Annotated in this window: 19 protein-coding genes and 1 pseudogene; 9 read left to right on the top strand and 11 right to left on the bottom strand. The window is 62.8% G+C overall.

The genetic code is table 11. From position 1 onward, the window contains the following. Window positions 1–150: 150 nt before the first annotated feature. Window positions 151–615, bottom strand: coding sequence for a MarR family winged helix-turn-helix transcriptional regulator (locus tag QRN59_RS16155; protein ID WP_284983511.1), 465 nt, complete (start codon window positions 613–615; stop codon window positions 151–153). Window positions 616–677: 62 nt separating this feature from the next. Between QRN59_RS16155 and QRN59_RS16160 the strand changes: the two genes are divergently transcribed. Next, window positions 678–1,040, top strand: coding sequence for a VOC family protein (locus tag QRN59_RS16160; RefSeq protein ID WP_284983621.1), 363 nt, complete (start codon window positions 678–680; stop codon window positions 1,038–1,040). 103 nt (window positions 1,041–1,143) lie between these two features. Here QRN59_RS16160 and QRN59_RS24655 read toward each other — a convergent pair. Continuing rightward, window positions 1,144–1,365 (bottom strand): annotated as a pseudogene (locus tag QRN59_RS24655) (IS30 family transposase); the annotation flags it as partial. A 158-nt stretch (window positions 1,366–1,523) separates the two neighbouring features. Between QRN59_RS24655 and QRN59_RS16165 the strand changes: the two are divergent. Beyond that, window positions 1,524–1,808, top strand: coding sequence for a helix-turn-helix domain-containing protein (locus QRN59_RS16165; protein ID WP_284983512.1), 285 nt, complete (start codon window positions 1,524–1,526; stop codon window positions 1,806–1,808). Next, window positions 1,805–2,077 (top strand): hypothetical protein, encoded by a 273-nt coding sequence (locus tag QRN59_RS16170; RefSeq protein ID WP_284983513.1) that lies wholly within the window; start codon window positions 1,805–1,807, stop codon window positions 2,075–2,077. The genes QRN59_RS16165 and QRN59_RS16170 overlap by 4 nt, the downstream gene beginning before the upstream one ends. Before the next feature lie 31 nt (window positions 2,078–2,108). On the opposite strand, the gene QRN59_RS16175 is transcribed toward QRN59_RS16170, so the two are convergent. The 3 genes from QRN59_RS16175 to QRN59_RS16185 are packed head-to-tail and all read right to left on the bottom strand — an operon-like array spanning window position 2,109 to window position 4,638. Next, a complete protein-coding gene (locus tag QRN59_RS16175; protein ID WP_284983514.1) occupies window positions 2,109–2,987 on the bottom strand; it encodes an SDR family NAD(P)-dependent oxidoreductase in 879 nt (292 codons plus the stop codon). A 56-nt stretch (window positions 2,988–3,043) separates the two neighbouring features. Beyond that, complete coding sequence (locus tag QRN59_RS16180; protein ID WP_284983515.1) at window positions 3,044–3,700, bottom strand: TetR/AcrR family transcriptional regulator; 657 nt, start codon at window positions 3,698–3,700, stop codon at window positions 3,044–3,046. Then, the gene (locus tag QRN59_RS16185) at window positions 3,697–4,638 is read right to left on the bottom strand and encodes an AvrD family protein (protein ID WP_284983516.1); all 942 of its coding nucleotides are present in this window, start codon (window positions 4,636–4,638) and stop codon (window positions 3,697–3,699) included. The genes QRN59_RS16180 and QRN59_RS16185 overlap by 4 nt, the downstream gene beginning before the upstream one ends. A gap of 82 nt (window positions 4,639–4,720) precedes the next feature. Between QRN59_RS16185 and QRN59_RS16190 the strand changes: the two genes are divergently transcribed. Next, complete coding sequence (locus tag QRN59_RS16190) at window positions 4,721–5,317, top strand: TetR-like C-terminal domain-containing protein (protein ID WP_284983517.1); 597 nt, start codon at window positions 4,721–4,723, stop codon at window positions 5,315–5,317. Window positions 5,318–5,338: 21 nt separating this feature from the next. Here the strand turns inward: QRN59_RS16190 and QRN59_RS16195 are convergent, their stop codons facing one another. The 3 genes from QRN59_RS16195 to QRN59_RS16205 form a co-directional block, all read right to left on the bottom strand. Then, entirely contained in the window at window positions 5,339–6,031 is a 693-nt protein-coding gene (locus tag QRN59_RS16195; protein ID WP_284983518.1) for an ATP-binding cassette domain-containing protein, read from the bottom strand. Then, window positions 6,031–8,262 carry a bacteriocin-associated integral membrane family protein gene (locus QRN59_RS16200; RefSeq protein WP_284983519.1) on the bottom strand — a complete coding sequence of 744 codons (2,232 nt, stop codon included), beginning with the start codon at window positions 8,260–8,262 and terminating at the stop codon, window positions 6,031–6,033. Before QRN59_RS16200 ends, QRN59_RS16195 begins: the two co-directional genes overlap by 1 nt. Before the next feature lie 131 nt (window positions 8,263–8,393). Next, window positions 8,394–8,702 carry a lactococcin 972 family bacteriocin gene (locus QRN59_RS16205; protein WP_284983520.1) on the bottom strand — a complete coding sequence of 103 codons (309 nt, stop codon included), beginning with the start codon at window positions 8,700–8,702 and terminating at the stop codon, window positions 8,394–8,396. Window positions 8,703–8,970: 268 nt separating this feature from the next. Here QRN59_RS16205 and QRN59_RS16210 point away from each other — a divergent pair, with 268 nt between their 5' ends. Both QRN59_RS16210 and QRN59_RS16215 read left to right on the top strand, forming a co-directional pair. After that, a complete protein-coding gene (locus QRN59_RS16210; RefSeq protein WP_284983521.1) occupies window positions 8,971–9,522 on the top strand; it encodes an NUDIX hydrolase in 552 nt (183 codons plus the stop codon). 41 nt (window positions 9,523–9,563) lie between these two features. Continuing rightward, window positions 9,564–10,058, top strand: a complete 495-nt coding sequence (locus tag QRN59_RS16215; RefSeq protein WP_284983522.1) for an NUDIX hydrolase — start codon at window positions 9,564–9,566, stop codon at window positions 10,056–10,058. On the opposite strand, the gene QRN59_RS16220 is transcribed toward QRN59_RS16215, so the two are convergent. The 3 genes from QRN59_RS16220 to QRN59_RS16230 are packed head-to-tail and all read right to left on the bottom strand — an operon-like array spanning window position 10,042 to window position 12,488. Next, a complete protein-coding gene (locus QRN59_RS16220) occupies window positions 10,042–10,494 on the bottom strand; it encodes a GNAT family N-acetyltransferase (RefSeq protein WP_284983523.1) in 453 nt (150 codons plus the stop codon). The two genes, QRN59_RS16215 and QRN59_RS16220, sit on opposite strands and share 17 nt — an antisense overlap. 3 nt (window positions 10,495–10,497) lie before the next feature. Next, window positions 10,498–11,448, bottom strand: coding sequence for a D-2-hydroxyacid dehydrogenase family protein (locus QRN59_RS16225; RefSeq protein ID WP_284983524.1), 951 nt, complete (start codon window positions 11,446–11,448; stop codon window positions 10,498–10,500). A gap of 59 nt (window positions 11,449–11,507) precedes the next feature. Beyond that, on the bottom strand, window positions 11,508–12,488 hold the full coding sequence (locus tag QRN59_RS16230; RefSeq protein WP_284983525.1) for an ABC transporter substrate-binding protein: 981 nt from the start codon (window positions 12,486–12,488) through the stop codon (window positions 11,508–11,510). A gap of 191 nt (window positions 12,489–12,679) precedes the next feature. Here QRN59_RS16230 and QRN59_RS16235 point away from each other — a divergent pair, with 191 nt between their 5' ends. From QRN59_RS16235 to QRN59_RS16245, 3 genes are all read left to right on the top strand, one after another. Next, window positions 12,680–13,108, top strand: a complete 429-nt coding sequence (locus tag QRN59_RS16235) for a YybH family protein (RefSeq protein ID WP_284983526.1) — start codon at window positions 12,680–12,682, stop codon at window positions 13,106–13,108. A gap of 111 nt (window positions 13,109–13,219) precedes the next feature. Beyond that, window positions 13,220–14,209 (top strand): LLM class flavin-dependent oxidoreductase, encoded by a 990-nt coding sequence (locus QRN59_RS16240; protein ID WP_284983527.1) that lies wholly within the window; start codon window positions 13,220–13,222, stop codon window positions 14,207–14,209. A gap of 108 nt (window positions 14,210–14,317) precedes the next feature. Continuing rightward, entirely contained in the window at window positions 14,318–16,957 is a 2,640-nt protein-coding gene (locus tag QRN59_RS16245; protein ID WP_284983528.1) for a trehalase-like domain-containing protein, read from the top strand. The last annotated feature ends 24 nt before the right edge of the window (window positions 16,958–16,981 follow it).

Genomic DNA, 16,981 nt, shown 5'->3' on the forward strand with positions numbered 1-16,981 from the left:
GGTCCGGCTCAAATTAACGGTATGGGAACAGTGGCTCTAGAACGGATTCATCAAGAACCGGAAGACCTGATCCGGGGTTCCAAGACAAAAGCCGTGGCCCTGGTGGAAGTGGCGGGCGGAGGACCGGCTTACGGGCGGCTGGGCCGCCGCTTATCGCTGCTCTGATCCACCCTCGTCGTCGTTGCGCAGGCAGTGAATCATGCTCCGTAGGATTTTGTACGCGCCGGACCGCTCCTCCTGCGACATGCCGCCCAGCATCCTAACCTCGACGGATCGGACCGCAACTGTCGCCTTCTCGAGGCTCCGTCGACCGCGTTGGGTGAGCTGCGTGGGAAGGACTTTCCCAACGCGAGCCTCCGTCGGCCTGGTCACGTATCCGTCCCGTTCCAGGCCTCGCAGCAGCACGTTCATCGATTGCCGTGTCACGAACGCTCCTCGCGCCAGCTCAGAATTGGACAGGCCCGGGCGCTGTGCGAGCAATTCGAGGCAGGAGTATTGCGTCACGGTCATGCCGAGTGGGCGCAGTACTGCCTCCATGGCAGCGCGGAGGGTGCTTGACGCTTCCTTCAGCAAGTAGCCCACTGAGGTTTCGAGGTTGACTCCGTCTTGACTCATGTCAGTATTCTGACATATGTTGACTGTGTCAGAAAACTGACACGACAGAAAGAAGAATGCCCATGCCCGTCACCGGCCCTGATTTCATCTCACTCCAAGCTCGCGATCTCGACGCGTCGCAGGCGTTCTATGAGCAGTACCTCGGCCTCGTCCGCTCGGAGGCGGGCCCGCCTCACGCCGTCGTCTTCGAGACGACCCCGATCGCGTTCGCACTTCGAGACATCGTTCCAGGCACCGATCTCGCGTCCGTTGCTCAGCCCGGCATCGGAGCCGCGATCTGGCTCCACGCCACCGACGTGCAAGCCATCCACGACGCTCTCGTCGCCGGTGGCCACGCGATCGTCTCGTCCCCGATCGATGGCCCATTCGGTCGCACCTTCACCTTCGCCGACCCCGACGGCTATCAGGTCACCCTCCATGACTGAACCTAAGGCGACGAACGCCACCGCACGGCTGGGGTCCGCAAACGGGCGGTGACCGCGCCTTGGTACTCGAAGCGCCCGATGAGGGACCTGCGGATTCGGGCGGTTATTGCAACAGGAGTCCTTCGATCAATTTGATCGGTTTTCTGAACTCTAGTCTTTTGCGTGGCCGGTCGTTGAGTTCCTGTGCGACCTAGTCGAGGTCTTCGGCGCTGTGGACCCTCAGGTCGGTCCCTTTCGGGAAGTACTGGCGTAGCAGTGGAATGGTCCCCGAAAGCTGGACACGGTAATTATGTGTCCGGCATCGAACGGGGTCGCAGCAATGTATTCAGGGAGCACTCTCTTAGCCGGTCGGACGCCGTGTCGGCGGTCGAGTTGTTCGAGCAGGGGCTGACTGCGAAGTCCGTCGCGCTTGCTCTTGATCTAGCACTGAATCCTGTCCAAATGTTGTATGAACGATGGCAGGTACGAGGATCGGGGGCGCAGATGACAAGACACCGTAGGCAGTACGACGTCGAAACCAAGCTCGAGATCGTGCGGCGTCATCTTCAGGGCGTGTCTGGGCGGGTCTTGGCAGAGGAGTATGACCTTCCCTCGCCCGGCACCGTCGCTAACTGGACGAGCATTTACCGGCGCGAGGGTGAAGACGGGTTACCCCCGAAGAAACGGGGCCGGCCACAGGCCGATTGCGGGAACCCGCCTGCCGAGAGTGAGGTCGAGCAGCTCCGGAGGGAGAACGAGCGGTTGCGTGCGGAGGTGGCATATCTGTGAAAATTGCGGGCGTTGGGGTCACAGGAACAACGCTGAAAGTTCAAGCGGTCGATGATCTCAAGGCCCAACACCGGTTACCGCTGTTGCTGCACCTGGCAAAGCTTCCCCGCTCCACGTTCTACGACCACCGCAACCGGCTCACCCAGCCGGACCGGCACGCGCAGATCAAAGAGGCCATCCGTCTGGTCTTCGCGCAGGCGCGTGGTGCTTACGGGCATCGACGTGTTCTGGCCGAGGATCCGGAGAACCCTAGTGTGGGGCGGGTCTAGCGGGCCAGATGGTCAGGGCGCGTCCCGCGTCCTATTCGTACACGATGCTGTCTTCACCCGAGCGTTCAGCGCCTTGGTTCCCGCCGGTTCCTGGTTGGGCTATGTTGCGGGTTGCGGCCATTGCATGCAGGCTGAGATGTGGTGCCGGGCGGGCTCCCAACGTGCTTCCCCCGCTGACGTCGAGGGTGGCGCCCGTGGTCCGGGAGGCGTGAGCGGAGAGTAGGAACGCGACGGCCTCGGCAACGGTCTCGGGGTCACTGATCCCGCCGAGCACGGCGAAGGTGGAAAGGTACTCGCGGACCTCGTCGATACGGAACGCGTTATGCCCGTTGTCGGTGAACCCTGGGATCACGGTGTTTATCCGGATCGCGCGTGTTGCGAGCCATTCTGCCGCGTTCATTGTGAGGGACTCGATCGCGGCCTTGCTCATGGCATAGACGATGTCGCCAGGACTTGAGAAGTGTGCGCCGGCAGAGGATACGTTCACGATGCTGCCACCTGGGTGCATCCGGGTGACGAGCCGCTGTGTTAGGAAGAACGGGGCCTTCACGTTAAGTGCAAAGTACTCGTCGAACTGAGCCGGCGTCGCGTCGGAGAACGACGGACCGAGGAGTTTCGCGGCGTTGTTGACGAGGGCATGTAGAGCATGTGTCGGTTGCGAACGGAGGAGATCGTCGACTGAATCCACAAGTTGACCCACTCCTTCCTCGGTTCGTAAGTCAGCTTGCACCATCGAGCATGTGCCGCCGAGTTCCTCGACTTCGCGTTGGAGTTTCGATGCCCGGTCGGAGTTGCTCGCGTAGTGAGCGATGACTACTGAGCCGCCGGCGACGAGCCGATTGACGATTGCAGTGCCGATGCCTCCGGTGGCGCCGGTGACCACGGCGACATGCTGCGGATGCTCAGCCATGTTGCGCCCAAATGGGGTGGATGCTGCATTTCGGACTGCGTTCGGCGCGGATCGGATCACGCATCACGGAGTTCCACTGAGGTTTCGCGTCGGACGAGCCTAAGGATCGTGTTGAGCATAGCCTCAAGCCTCGCGGGTGCCTCGGTCCAGGCGTTGCGGGACGCCAAGAGGTCCTTCGTTCCCATGCCCGCAGCGACGATGAGCCAGACGGTCTCGTCGAGATTGACCCTGTCATGAAGCAGCCCCTTGTTCTTGGCTTCATCGAGTTGTCTGAACACGAAGTCACGCCAGACGGCGAACGGATCGAGTCGTCGTTCGGGAAAGTGTTGCCGGGACTCATCCGCCAGGCGGACTCCAGCCCTGACGACAACATCGTTGGCCAGGTCGTCGCCGATGGAACGAAAGACGTAAAGCAGGCGTTCGATAGGATCGCCGGTTCGTCGGGCTGCTTCCCGTTGAGTTCGTCGCATGCATTCGCGTTCGTAATCCAGGACAGCCGCTCCCAGCTCGTGCATTGTGGGAAACCACTTTTCGAGGTTCTCGATGGGCACGTGAACGATCGCTGCGATCCGCTCAAGAGTGACGGTGATGTAGGGTTCAGCGGCGAGCATCTCGGCGGCGGCCTGGAGCGTGGCTCCGCTCGATGATGCGTCGTGCCCGAAGGAGCCGGCGCTTCCGGGCGCGCCCGGATAACCATCAGAGTGATTGCTCACAGTTGCCGGGCTTCTTCGTAGGCCAACGCTGCCCGTGCCGTTACACCGGATGACGCCATTGAGTCGACTAGAACATCGTGGAGCTGCCGGCCGGTTCGGGCGAGGGTGCGGTCGCGAACGAGACGCGTGGATGTGTGAAGAGATGCGGGCACCCGTGTCGGGGGAGAAGGGAGTCTGAGCTGCATGGTGCGCATCCACAGATTGCCCGCGGCTGATCTGCTCGTCTGCGCTGACTCGTAGATTGCAACCTGAGTGAGCTGTCCCATGGTGACCAAGTAATCGACGGCCGTCAGTGCGGGCCAGAAGACGGACTCCAGCCCTCCCGGTGTCCGCGCGTCTGAGGCCGGGCTGGAAAACTCGTGTTCTGCGCTAAGAGTTTGGTGGGTTGCTTTGTAGGCGGTGAGCAGTGTTCGCGAAACTGTGTTCCTATAGAGCCCGCCATATACCGTGCTGCCAGCGGGCGGCGACCACTCTGTTTCTCTTCGCGCGTCGCCGGTTGCATTTTGCGTGGACAGGGTCAGTCGGGCGCGGATGTTTCCGACCACCGCAGCGACCACAAGTGTATGCCCGTAAACGTCGATTTCGACTGCAAGCGGCACCCGGTCCAGTTCAAGCCAGGGCACGCTGCCGGATCTCAAGTCAACACACTGAACCCAGCAGTTTCCCAGCACCCCTGGGAAGTCGACCGGGTCCGATTGTTCAAGGAGCACCAAGGGAAGAACGATTGCGTCGACGGAACTCAGGTGTGCCACGCGGGCACCACCGTCGGGGTTCGTCGACCAGTCCTGCGGATACACAACCGAACCTACGGCTTCGAGTGGGTGCCCTGGTCTCCTGCGGCCGGAGGCTCCCACCAGGTGTGACACCCGGCGGTAACCCGCAGCGAAGTAGCGGCCGTTCGCCGGCCCAAGAGCCTCCTCGATGAAAACCCCAATCATGCTGCTACGTTACAGACCTATCTGTATTTTTAGAAGCATTTTCCCGGCTGTCTGCGCCGAGGGCGCTTGATAGGGTTACTTAGTGACGAATAATCAAACAGGGCGCCCTTTCGTCCCGGGCATTACGGAAGCTCTGATCCAGGCCGCTGAGCGCATCATGGTAACCGATGGTTTCTCCGGACTCTCTATTGACGGGCTCGTCACGGAGGTGGGCACGACAAGGCCTACGTTCTACCGCCGTTACCCCAGCATCGCCCATCTCGCCTTCGAGGTCATTGAGGCCCGTTTCGGAACCGGCATGCCGGTCGACACCGGTTCACTATACGGAGATCTCCTGAAGCTTCAGCGTGAGGATATCGCCATGTTCGCTTCTCCGCTTGTCCGAAACAATCTGCCTGGACTTCTAGAATCGGTTCGCACGGACCCGAGGGTGCGCGACAGGTACCGTGACGATTTCGTCGGCCCGCGTCGCGCGAACGTAGCGAGGGTGATAGCTGCGGCAGTCGAACGTGGGGAGTTGGCCGACCGGAGCGTCGACGTGGATATGGTGTGCGACCTTCTGGTTGGCCCTATCCTGGCTCGCACTTTGCTGCCCGTGGCGGTGTCCGCCGATGACCGGCTCGCCCGGCAAACCGCACAATTTGTAGCGGGCTACCTCCAATCGACGGCCGTGGAGTGACGGAATCTAACTAACAGCAGATCACGACCTATCGCACTGTTGGCTTGACACGGCTGGGCTTCTCTTTGCGGCGCCGAGTGTGATTTCTCGATCGCTTCGTCCGGACACTGAGTCGTCATGCGTCACGATGATCACGGCTTTGCCAGCCTCGGCCAGGGTTCTGGTGAGGGTCAGGACATGGTCTCGATTGGCATTGTCGAGGGAGCCTGTTGGTTCATCGGCAAGGATCATCTGGCAGGGTTTGAGGATGAGGCGGGCGATGGCGAGACGCTGTTGCTCTCCGCCTGAGAGTTCATAGACTTTGCGATTCGGATCAAGGTCGAGGCCTACCCGTTCCATCGCGCTTGCGCGGGATTCGCTTTTTTCCTTGCGCGTTCCCGGGGCGTAGGTTTGTGCGATCTTGAGGTTTTCGGTCACGGTCGCGTTGTCGATCAGGGCGTAGTTCTGAAAGAGATATCCGAGGCTCAGCCTCAGGAGCAAGCGTGCGCGGCGGCTACCCGGGTGAGGGGCGTGGCTGCCGAATAACTTGATCTCTCCCTTGTCAGGGTGATCAAGAAGGCCAAGCATATTAAGGACGGTTGTCTTCCCGCTTCCGCTTGGACCTGTGATAGCGACGATCTCGCCTGAGTGCACCTTCAGACTAAGGTCCGAGATGATTTCGTGGCCGCGGAAGCCTTTGTGGACGTTCAGGAGTTCGCATACGACGTCGGACATTAGAGTTCCCCTTTCAGGATGTTGGGAGTGCGCCGCCGTTCCGTGAGCCACAGGACGCCTACAGCGACCAAGCCCTGAACGGCGGTGACGGCAACAGCCGCGGTGAGCGTGGAGAGCGGCCCGGTGTCGGCATAGGAGAACGGCCGGAAACCGGCCAACACCAGCCCGACACCGAGCACGGCCTGGACAGCCCACACAATGGCTCCAAGCTTGATGAACTCGCGGTAGCGCCTCCATGTTGACAGGCCGAACAGGCCACGGACGACGATCTTGCGCGCGAACCGCTCAAAGGCGATCGTCAATGTCTGTGCGGTGACAATGATGAGCAATACCACCAGAGCGGCCAGCACGATCGTGGTGTTGCGCAGGCTCTCCTGCAGGTGGCCGATCCTGGCGAGCTGATATTCGTTGATGGTCACCAGATGGCGCAGGTTGTCGTCCAGGCTCAGCCTTTTGAGGAGTGGCTGGAGGGCGGTGATCGTGGCCTGGGAGCTCCCTCCTACCAACGGAACCTTTAGTCCGGCGCTGGCGTCACCCGTGACGGCGTTGAGCCGGTCTACGCCCAGACTGTTGGCCCGCGTGATGACTTCAACGATGGGGTCCTCCACCGAGCCACCGGAGGAGGCGGCGACGTCGGGGTTGAACGTGAAAATTCGCTGACCGTTGTCCGTCCAGATGATCCGCACGCGGTGATCTTGCGCAGCCGCGCTTATGTCGCGGTGGAAGATCGTCTTCTCGGCGGAGAGTGCGCTATCGCGTTGGGCCCGGAAATATGCAGTGATCTCTTGTTCCTGGGAGCGGAATTGCTCGGGCACGAGCAACATCCACGACGATTCACTCTCATCGACCGTGATCGGCTGACCGTTTGTGTCACGGATCGGGTATGTGTGGAGGTAGGCAGGATTTACCTGCATCGATCGGTATTGGCCGGCCTGTTGATCTTGCTGGAGCGCCGTCTTTGAGTATGCGCCGGCGTAGACATACAAGGCCCCCCGGGCGCTGAGCGCGTCGTATAGGTCTGTCGCCTGAACGATAGATGAACCGGGTTGGCCGGTCTGCAGGTCCACGGCATCGTTGCCGTTGCTCACCGGAGCGAAAACACCGTACCCGGTTGTCGAGGTCCAATGTTGCAGCGAGTCGCTTTCATTGTTGATCACATCCACGTTGGACCAGGCGCCCGCGGCGACCACTACGAGGGCCGACGAAGTCACAACGGACAGCGCGATTCCTGCACCAAACAACGCCCTGGTGTCACGTCGGTTCTTCAACGCATCTGAGACTCGCATCCTTGCCACGTAAGGTATGGTCAGCAAGCTGGCCGCGGCGAGCAAGCCCACGGCAATTATCTGGTCGAAGACCGCAACTGCAACGAATCCTCTGTCCGCGCCAGGCAGAAGGGCCGAGATGGAAACGAGAGCGACGCCGGAGGCAGTGCCGACGATGATCACCGGGCGACCTGTGATCGTCCACCACACCCTAGTCGCACCATAGCCGAGCAAGCGCATCGCGCCAGCTCTTTTTGCCTCATATAACTGTCGATACACAGCAAGCACCGCGGTGAGGAGAAGCCCGACGAAAACCGCGAGTTGCAAGTAGACCGGTGGGACGTTTGTCGGGACAACCAACTGCTGATTCGGTGCGCTCAAATCCGAGGCCACGAATGACTGTCCGGCAATGTGAGTGGTGAGCGCGGCAGCTACGGCGTCCACAAAGGCCGCGCACCCGGCGGGCCCACACTCGGCATAGTAGGTTCCCGGCGCAGGCATCGTGTCGAACGCTGTCCGCAATGGACGGAATGAAAAGCGCTCTCCCTCCCCCAGGGCACGCAGGACACCAACCGTGTTCGCGTTGTTGTCCGATGACGCGACCGAAGCGTCGCCTTCCTGCGACTCTTGGGTGGTAAGGAATCTCCCTGAAGAGAGGGCGGCACCGTCGAAGACGCGAGTATCCGGCTGGGTCAAAAGCACGTACTGAGTCACGAACGCGTGGTCGTTTTCATCCACCCCAACCACCGTCCTGAAAACGTTGCTGCTGGTGGCTACGGCTGCGCTTCTCAACGCGGACAGCACAGCATCGGGATCTGCTGCGTCGCTCGGGACTGAAAACGCCTGTCCGGCATCGGCTGCCGCGCGCGCGATAGCCGTGCGTTCCTCGTTGATTCCGTTCACGAAGCTCACACCAAACGTTGCAGCGCACACTGCGATCACCAGTCCCAGCAGGACACGTTTCATCGGCCTACCACACCTTCAACTTTTCGACGTTTCCGTTCTCCGCCCACAAGCAAACGGGTCGGCGGGCCCAAAGGGGGCCCGCCGACCGACAATCGCTGTGACGGCATCTGCACATCGGGGATAGCTGCTACTCAGTAGGTAGCCCAATATTGGGCGGCATTCTCGCCGGCGCCGCACTGGGTATCAGCGTTGGCCCAGTTATTGGCATTGGCATAGACCTTGACATTGTTCGGGCCGCCAATAGCCGTAGCGGAGTGGTATGCGGTTGGGTGAACGTAGTGGGACCAGACGTTCTTAAACCACGGCGCTTGGAACGCGGTTCCGTAATTCCAGGTGCCGCCACCGACGTTGGTGATCGTTCCTGCGAGTGCGGGAGCTGCTGCGCCGATCGTCAACACACCGACCAGGGCTCCCCCTGCCAGCAGACGCTTAACTTTCATGACAATCCCCATTCTTCTACCGGCCAGAGTTGGCCCTTCCGGAGTAATGATTCGCTTCGGCCTTACCGATTGGCGACTCTTTTCGATACAGACCAGTGTGTAATGGAATGTGAGTGGAGTCAATGGGTGAGCTCGTCAGCATCCACCTCGTCAAAGCCAGCCGTCTCGAAGGACAAGCGCGCCGGATTCGGCTGTGGATCTCCGCTCCGCTGGTCGCTCCAATCGTGGCGAGTCCGGAAGGGCGTGGCCCGTGCGGCAAGATGGCAGGATGCCTCTCGCCAATCTGCTCACCAGCCTTATGGCACTTCCTAAATCGGGATCGCGAGACGCGTATCTGCGGTTCGTGAACTTAGCGGGGGACGCCGCATTGCGTCGAGATGGCGGTCTGGAGCATGTCACCGGGTCCTGCTTCGTGTTTTCGCCTGAATTCGATCGCGTTCTCCTGTGTTTCCATCGCAAGGGGCAGTTCTGGGTGCAGTTCGGCGGTCACATCGAGTCGGAGGACGCGTCGGTGGCCGAAGCTGCACAGAGGGAGGCCCGCGAGGAATCCGGAATTGGCGACCTCGTCCTGCTCTCTCCCGCAATCGTGGATCTTGACCGACACGATCTGCACGCGGGATTCTCATGCACCGCCCATTGGGACGTGGGGTTCGCGGCGGCCGCAGACCCGGACGCGGAGATCTCCGTGAGTGATGAAAGCGAGGAAGTCCGCTGGTTCCCGATCAACGAATTGCCAGTTCAAGTGCCGGCAGGCTTCTCCGCGCGCTTGGAACGCGCCCGGCACACCGCGATCGCACTGAGTGGGACACGGACCTGTTAACAGTGCACGACAGGCTCAGTGTTGAGGCGGCCATCCATGATGTGTCCATTGCGCACATCGCAGAAGAAGGACTCCTGGCCTGGTTCCGGTCGGAATGGCTCCCGGATCCGCGCTCGCTTGCAGCCGATGTGTGGGTGTTCTCGCCGGATTTCCAACGGATACTCGTCGTTCAGCATCGCTGGCGCGGCCTCGTGCCTCCCGGCGGGCGAGTGGAACCAGGGGAGACACCCCGCGAGGGCGCAATTCGTGAACTTGCCGAAGAGACAGGCCTTGAACTTCTTATGGCCGACCGCCCGGCTTTCGCGGCTGCCCGCTCATACCGGTCGGGCTGGACAGCGACACTGAACTTGTCGTACTGGACGGTCGCCGAACCCGCGACCGATCTCCTGCCGGAGGATGGCCAGCCCGCGCGGTGGGTCGACGTTTGCTCGGACTGGCGAACGTTCCATAAACCGGATGCGGCTGTGATAGCCCGGTTTGCAGAACAACAGAGCCGTAGACGACCGCATTCGCTACAAATCAGCCCGCGACCATGAAAACGTCCACCGGATCCTCGGTATCGAGGACAAAGCCATGGCGTTCGTAGAGGCGTCGGGCCGGACTGCCCTGGAGCACGTTGAGCCGGAACGGTCGATGGTCCTTGGACTCGCCCATGACCCGCTGCAGCACGCCGGCCCCAAGTCCTTGCCCCTGGAATCCGGGATCGATGTAGAAATGTTCGATCCACAGCGCTTCGGGCTCGGGACGGACAGCGACGACACCGGCCGCTTGCCCTTCCACGGCAATGACGAAGGTGTGATCCGGCTGGAACGCATTCAAGAACCGCTCCCGGACCCGGACTGGATCCCAACGTCCAAGCCGTTCCAAGTCGGGTCGCATGACGACGGCGCGCAGTTCCGCGATCCAGCCGGCATCGGTGGGCAGGGCGGATCGGAGCGAGAATTCGGCAGGCACTGGACTATTCAACCCCATGCGTCAAGAACTGAGCACCCGCACCGGATTCCCCCGCACCCACGCGCGGATGTCCTCGAAGGCCTCGCCGTAGAAGCGGGCGTAGCTTTGCGAGCTGACGTAACCCAAGTGCGGTGTCAGCACGGTGCGCGGCGCCGTGAGGAGGGGGTGGTCCGCCGGGAGGGGCTCGACGTCGTACACGTCCAGGGCCGCGCCGCCGAGCCAGCCCTCGTTGAGCCCGCGGAGGAGGGCAGCCTCGTCTACTATCGGTCCGCGGGCTGTGTTCACCAGGACGCCTTCGGGGCCCAGGAGCCGCAGTTCGTCCGCCCCAACAAGCCCCCGGGACCGTTCCGATAACCGCACGTGGACACTCACGACGTCGGCCTCGCGGAAGAGTGCCTCCTTGCCCACCTTCCTGGCGCCGGCCGCGGCGGCAGTCTCTTCGGTGAGATTGGGACTCCAAGCAATCGCCTCCATGCCGAACGCCTTCGCGTAACCGGCGATTTTGCTCCCGATATTGCCCAACCCCAGCACGCCGAGCGTCTTTCCTGACAGCTCGAAACCAACGGTGCCCTGCCAATTTCCGGCGCGCAGCCGACGGTCCTCGAATGGCACCTTCCGTGCGAAAGCCAGGAGCAGGGCCCACGTCAGCTCGGGAGCAGCGGAGGGTGAGCCGCCTGTCCCACAGACAGTGATTCCCTGCTCCCCGGCTGCGCGCAGGTCGATGGATGCGTTGGCCATTCCGGTGGTGACCAGGAGCTTCAGCTTGGGCAGTTGCCGGAGGCGGTCGGCGTCGAAAGCGGTCCGTTCCCGCATGGCCATGATGATGTCGAAGTCGCGGAGCACGGCCGCGGCGTCCGCCAAAGGCTCCGTGAAAACGGTGACATCGACGCCGTCGTCTCCAAGCTCGGCCCACGGCGCATAATCGTAGGCGACCGCTTGGTAGTCGTCGAGGATGGCAAGGCGCTGGACCATGGAATTCCCTTTCGCTGGGAGGGATCGCGGCTATGGGGAAAGTTACACCCCAGGGAACCCTAACTCTTCGGAAGGCCCGGCGGGTTCAGTTCAGACTTCTGGATGCCTTCCACGGTGAGTCCCCAGCGGTCCAGAATCTTGCCGTACGTACCATCCTTGATGAGCGAGTTCAGGCCTGCCTGGGCTGCCGCAGCGAAGCCGTTGCCCTTCTTGGTGGTCACCGCGATGCTCGCCTTGAGCGGCCAACCGCCGTCCACCAGGCCCACGTTCTTGGTCTTGCCATCGGTCTGCGACTTGTAGGACGCGGTCGCGTTCGGCCCGAACGTCAGGTCCGCACGGCCCGACTGAAGAGCCAGCGTGGAGGCCGAGTCGTCGTCGTAATACTGGAACTCGACCGGCTTCAAGCCGTTCTTCTTGTTCTCGGCGTCCCAGCGCAACAGGATGGCTTCCTGGTTGGTGCCCGAGCCCACAATGATCCGCTTGCCCGCCACGTCGGGACCCGAGTCCACCTTCGTGATGGAGCTGTCGCTCTTGGTGTAGAAGCCCAGTTTGTCCTCGCGGTAGCTGGCGAAATCGAACTTGAGCTTGCGCTCTTCAGTCACAGTGACGTTCGAGATGACGGCCTCGTACTTGCCCGATTCCACGCCCAGGGGCCAGTCGGCCCACGCCGTAGGGATAATGTCCGGCTTGAGCCCCAGCGATTCTGCCAGCGCGACGGCGATGTCCACCTCGTTGCCCACCGGCGTCTTGTTGTCCGTGGCATAGACAGCCAGCGGCGCGGCGAAGGGGCTCACTGCGACGGTCAGCTTGCCGTCCTCCTTGACCGACTGGGGAACCAGGGCTGCGGCTTCAGGCGAGACCTGTACCGGGAAGCGGTTCTGCTCGGGCGCCAGGTTGAAGGTTTTGCCGGGGGAGGAGCCAGCGGACGACGACGGCGCCGGCGCGGCTGAGGCGCCTGGGTCCGAGCACGCAGCGAGGCCGAGAGTTGTGGTCACCGCGAGTGCCAGTGCGGTGCCTGTTTTGAGACGTGAAATAGCCATGGAGTCCCCTTCGAATGTGATGGATGGTGTGCGTTGCAGCAACTATCCGGCAGGGCCCAGTACCGGTCAAAGTGCTGTGAAACGCTGGGATACAGGGGTTAACGGAGGTTCATTCGAGGTCCCGAGGAGTCACACTCGAGCCACGGTGTAGGCTTCCCACACACAACCGCAGGCACGTGAGGAGATTTTTCGTGAGCAACGAGCAAACCCCGGTTACACAGGCGCTGGACTCCTACGCAGCTGCTGTCCACGCGAAAGATGTTGACGCATTCACGGCGCTCTACGACGAGAACGTGCACATTTACGATTCCTGGGGACAATGGCAATACACCGGAATCGAGGCCTGGCGGTCGATGGCCGGCGAATGGTTCTCTTCGCTTGGCGATGAGCGCGTTCAGGTCGAATTCAATGATGTCCAGTCCGTCACGGGGGAGGATGTGGCTTTCGGACATGCGGCTGTGACCTTCGCCGGGATCTCGGCCGATGGGGAACGGCTGCGGGCGATGACCAACCGCTTCACCATTTGCTTGGAGAAGAAGGACGACACCTGGAAGATCTCCCATGAGCACTCTTCCCTGCCCATCGACATGGAGACCGGTAAAGGCATCTTCACGAGCTGAGACGGAACCCACGCAAGCGCGAGAAATAAGCCGGGCGCCGCCGTCGTTGTCGCAAGAGTGGCCGGGGAACCGGCCCCTTGAACGACACCACCTTCGAAAGGCCGGCATAACGTGACTGTTCCCCTCTCCATCCTCGACCTGGCAATCATCGGCAAAGGCCAGACGGCGGCGGAGAGCTTCGCCGGGAGCGTCGCCATGGCGCAACTGGCCGAACGGCTCGGCTACCGTCGGATCTGGTACGCCGAGCACCACAACATGGGCTCAATCGCGTCCTCGGCCACAAGCGTGCTGATTGCCCACATCGCGGCCAACACGAGCACCATCCGGCTCGGTGCCGGCGGCGTCATGCTGCCCAACCACTCGCCGCTCACCATCGCGGAGCAGTTCGGCACCCTCGAGACGCTGCACCCGGGCCGCATCGACCTCGGTCTGGGACGGGCGCCCGGTAGTGACCAGAACACAATGCGTGCACTCCGCCGCGATCCCATGGCTGCGGACACCTTCCCGCAGGACGTGCTGGAGCTTCAGGGCTACCTCACGGGACCCACCCGGATCCAAGGGGTCGAAGCTACGCCTGGCAAGGGCACCAACGTGCCGCTCTACATCCTCGGTTCCTCCCTGTTCGGGGCGCATCTGGCGGCGCAGCTCGGCCTGCCCTACGCCTTCGCCTCGCACTTCGCGCCCAACGCGCTGCAGGACGCCGTCGCGGTCTACCGCCGCGAGTTCAGGCCGTCCGAGCAGCTGCAGGAGCCCTACGTGATCGCGGGAGTGAACGTCGTGGCCGCGGATTCGGCGGCCGAAGCCCAACGGCTCTTCCTTGAGGTCAAGCGGGACCGCGTCTCCCGTTTCCTGGGCGGCGGACGCGAGTTCACCGACGCCGAAGCAGACCTCATCCTCGACTCGCCGCAGGGCCAGCACATCGCGCAAATGGTGAAATACTCAGCGGTGGGCACGCCCGAAGTAGTGCGCGATTACCTCGACGAGTTTGCCCGCCACGCCGACGCCGACGAACTGATCGTTGCGCATCAAAGCACGGGCACGGAGCAGCGGCTGCGTTCCGTGGAGCTGGTGGCGGAGGCCGTGGGACTGACCCGGGTGTAGCGGGCGCCCCTGCAAGGCAAACTCGTTACACCCCGGCAATACGCGGGTCATGGAGGCGAAACTCACCGGGCGGAAACTGGACGAACCACCCCGGAAGGATCGTCCCCCATGGCTACTCCGCTCAATTTGTCCGTGGCCGACTCGGCGCTGCTGACAAAATCGCTTCCGTTGGGCCTCCTGCGGACGGCAGTCCAATCCGAGGCCGCCCACGACGGGATCACTCCGGAGTTGCTCGCGGAATTGAGGATGCTGGCCCGCACTCCGGGGCTCCTGGTGGCCTGCAACTACGGTGGAACCCTCTGCGCCGCTGAAGGCGTATCCACTGAGACGCTCCCCCTGGGGAGTGCCGCCGTCGCGCTCCGGGCACTGGCAGCGCTGCCGAACACGCACACTGCCGTCATCTCCGGCAGGTCGTTGCGGGACCTTGCCGCGGTGTCCCGGCTCCCGGCGGAAGTCCACCTCGTAGGTTCGCACGGCGCCGAGTTCGACATGACCTACGCGTACAGCATCTCGATGGCCACGGAAGCCGTCCTTCAGCAGGCAGCGACCGCCCTGAACGAATCCATCGGTTTCGAAAAGGGGGTCAGCATCGAGCGCAAGCCCGTAGCGGTAGCCATCCACACGAGGCCGGCTACACCTGCCGTCGTGGCACGGGTGACGCGCGAGGCACACCAGATCGCCCGTGAATTGGGCCTGTTTTTCATTGTGGACGGATCCGTACTGGACCTGTCCATCGTGGAACCCTCCAAAGACGCCGCGCTGGAGCATCTGCGTACACAGTTGGGGGCCAGCGCGGCCCTGTTTGCCGGCGACGCTGACAGCGATGAGCTCGCGATCGCCACCTTGCGTGGCCCGGATCTTGGCCTGCACGTCGGAGATGGAGAAACCGTGGCGCGCCACCGTTTGCCGGACCCGGAGGCCTTCGCCAAAGTGCTCGCCATCCTCTTCGAGCTGCGCCGCGCGTGGCTTTTCGGCGAGGACGCGGTGGGGCTGGAGCGGCATTCGATGATCGGCAACGGGACCTCGACGGCGCTGCTCACCCCGGAAGCCAAGATCTGCTGGATGAGCCATCCCCTCCCGGATTCCGGCTCCTTGTTTGCGCACATCCTTGGTGGCGACCCGGCCGGCCACTTCAGTGTGGAACCGGTCAAGACGTCGAAAGTGCTGGGCCAGCGCTATGTCGACAACACCATGATCGTGGAGACCCGCTGGGCGGACGTCACGGTCACCGACTATCTTGAGCCGGCACCGGACGGCATCACCAGCCTGGTCCGGGTCCTGTCCGGAACCGGCAGCGCGCGGATTGTTTTCGCACCGCGGCCGGACTATGCGAATGCCCCGTTCAACATGGAAGTCCGCGGCGAAGAGCTGCACGTCGTGGGGACCTCGGATCCCATCATCCTCTTCGCTCCCGGAGTGTCCTTCACAGTCACGAGCGACGGCAAGCACGGCACCGCAACCGCGGAAGTCAGCCTTGCGTACGGTCCCGTCGTCATGAACCTGAGGTGCGGAGACACTGAGCCGACGACGCCGGACCCCGCCGGAGAGCTCACCCGGCGGGCCGCCGTCGCGCACCAATCCCGGCAGTGGGTCCGCGGGCTGGAACTGCCCGACATGAAACCGTCGCTGGTGCGGCGCTCGGCCCTGGTCCTGAAAGCGCTGGTGCACGAGCCGACGGGCGCTGTCCTCGCAGCTCCAACCACGTCGCTGCCGGAAGGGATCGGCGGCACCCGCAACTGGGACTACCGCTACTGCTGGCTCCGCGACGGCTCCATGACGGTCAACGCGCTCGTGGACCTGGGTTCCACCGAGGAAGCAGACGGGTTCCTCCGCTGGCTGGGCCGCATCCTCGAGAACGCTCCCGGTCCGGAATGGCTGCACCCCCTGTACTCCGTGACCGGCTCCCCGCTGTCTACGGAGGCCATTATCGAGAGCCTGCCCGGTTACGCCGGCTCGCGGCCCGTGCGGATCGGGAACGCCGCCGACCACCAAGTGCAGCTGGACGTCTTCGGACCGATCGCCGAGCTCATCCAGACCCTCAGCAAGCGCCGCGGCACCTTGCCGGACGAGCACTGGAGACTCATGGAGCAGATGGCCTCGGCCGTCTTGGCCCGCTGGCACGAACCGGACCATGGCATCTGGGAAGCCCGGCGGGCGCCACGGCACCACATCTACACCAAAGTGATGTGCTGGGTGACCCTGGACCGGGCCATGCAGACGGCGGTGCGGTTCCGGCGCCCCATTGGGGCCGAGTGGGAGGAAACGGCCAACATCATCCGCGCGGAAGTCCTCCGCGAGGGCTGGGATGATTCCGCGAGTTCTTACACTGTGGCCTACGACAGCCCGGACCTCGACGCGGCCGTGTTACACATCGGACTCTCGGGCCTGCTGGACGTCCGCGACCAGCGCTTCCTGGACACCGTCACCGCCGTCGAGCGGGAACTTCGGGTGGGTCCCACCGTGTTCCGGTACAGGTACGACGACGGCCTGCCGGGTCTGGAGGGCGGGTTCCACATCTGCACCACCTGGCTCATTGAGGCGTACCTGGCCGTGGGCCGGCTGGACGACGCCCTCGAGTTGTTCAACCAGCTCGTGGCGCTCTTCGGTCCCACCGGACTCCTTCCCGAGGAATTCGACCCCGGCACCGAGACCCACTTGGGAAACCACCCACAGGCATATTCGCACCTGGGCTTCATCCGCTGCGCACAGCTGCTGGACAGGTACCTGGACTCCGTAGACGAAGAGTAGGCTCCGACCCAACTGACTCGCACT

The organism is Arthrobacter sp. efr-133-TYG-118, from assembly GCF_030209755.1.
In the GTDB taxonomy this organism is placed as follows: Bacteria; Actinomycetota; Actinomycetes; order Actinomycetales; family Micrococcaceae; genus Arthrobacter.

Coding starts and splice junctions, on each gene's coding strand:
- QRN59_RS16160 (WP_284983621.1), top strand. CDS start 678: ATGCCCGTCACCGGCCCTGATTTCATCTCACTCCAAGCTCGCGATCTC.
- QRN59_RS16195 (WP_284983518.1), bottom strand. CDS start 6,031: ATGTCCGACGTCGTATGCGAACTCCTGAACGTCCACAAAGGCTTCCGC.
- QRN59_RS16205 (WP_284983520.1), bottom strand. CDS start 8,702: ATGAAAGTTAAGCGTCTGCTGGCAGGGGGAGCCCTGGTCGGTGTGTTG.
- QRN59_RS16155 (WP_284983511.1), bottom strand. CDS start 615: ATGAGTCAAGACGGAGTCAACCTCGAAACCTCAGTGGGCTACTTGCTG.
- QRN59_RS16175 (WP_284983514.1), bottom strand. CDS start 2,987: ATGGCTGAGCATCCGCAGCATGTCGCCGTGGTCACCGGCGCCACCGGA.
- QRN59_RS16220 (WP_284983523.1), bottom strand. CDS start 10,494: ATGGGGTTGAATAGTCCAGTGCCTGCCGAATTCTCGCTCCGATCCGCC.
- QRN59_RS16210 (WP_284983521.1), top strand. CDS start 8,971: ATGCCTCTCGCCAATCTGCTCACCAGCCTTATGGCACTTCCTAAATCG.
- QRN59_RS16230 (WP_284983525.1), bottom strand. CDS start 12,488: ATGGCTATTTCACGTCTCAAAACAGGCACCGCACTGGCACTCGCGGTG.
- QRN59_RS16200 (WP_284983519.1), bottom strand. CDS start 8,262: ATGAAACGTGTCCTGCTGGGACTGGTGATCGCAGTGTGCGCTGCAACG.
- QRN59_RS16245 (WP_284983528.1), top strand. CDS start 14,318: ATGGCTACTCCGCTCAATTTGTCCGTGGCCGACTCGGCGCTGCTGACA.
- QRN59_RS16165 (WP_284983512.1), top strand. CDS start 1,524: ATGACAAGACACCGTAGGCAGTACGACGTCGAAACCAAGCTCGAGATC.
- QRN59_RS16185 (WP_284983516.1), bottom strand. CDS start 4,638: ATGATTGGGGTTTTCATCGAGGAGGCTCTTGGGCCGGCGAACGGCCGC.
- QRN59_RS16225 (WP_284983524.1), bottom strand. CDS start 11,448: ATGGTCCAGCGCCTTGCCATCCTCGACGACTACCAAGCGGTCGCCTAC.